General features: G+C 58.3%; 1 protein-coding gene. It reads right to left on the reverse strand.

Features of this window, described 5'->3' with window-relative positions; all coding sequences use genetic code 11:
• On the reverse strand, positions 1–518 hold a 518-nt coding region (locus HCU66_RS26995; RefSeq protein WP_205891393.1), incomplete at both ends, for a hypothetical protein.

Genomic DNA, 518 nt, shown 5'->3' on the forward strand with positions numbered 1-518 from the left:
TCGAACTGCACGAAGAAGTTGCTGGCCAGCGTCATCACCGAGACCGCCGGATTCGATGTATCGATTGTGGCAGAGTTGAGCTCATAACCCTGCAGGGGGTTTCCAGGGGTCGAGGTGTTCAGGATGCTGAAGCTCTGAATCTCCTGATCCAGTTTCAAGGTATAGGTGTCCGCCACTTTGTCAAAGATCAGCGTGCCGGTGGCGTTGGTGGTCGATCCCTGCGCTGGATTGGACACATAGGTGAAGCCCACGTTGAACACCGCCTGGCTATCAGACTCCGAAACCCAGGTCACCGATTGGTTGGTGATGGCGTTCGCACCCACCGTGACGCCCGTGAGGGCCACGGACAGGAAGTCGGAGTTCGTCGCACTGTAAGGCGTCAGATGCTTGTCCGCGCCAATCGAGTAGCCGAAGACGCCCGTCCCACCGATATCCGTCACAGACGCCCCGTTGCTGCTGTTCGCGTAGACCAGACTCGATTTGGCCGTCACGACCGGGGTGTCGTCATCGACGTTGAT

It is taken from the genome of Pseudomonas frederiksbergensis (assembly GCF_017114915.1).
Classification (GTDB): Bacteria; Pseudomonadota; Gammaproteobacteria; order Pseudomonadales; family Pseudomonadaceae; genus Aquipseudomonas; species Aquipseudomonas frederiksbergensis_I.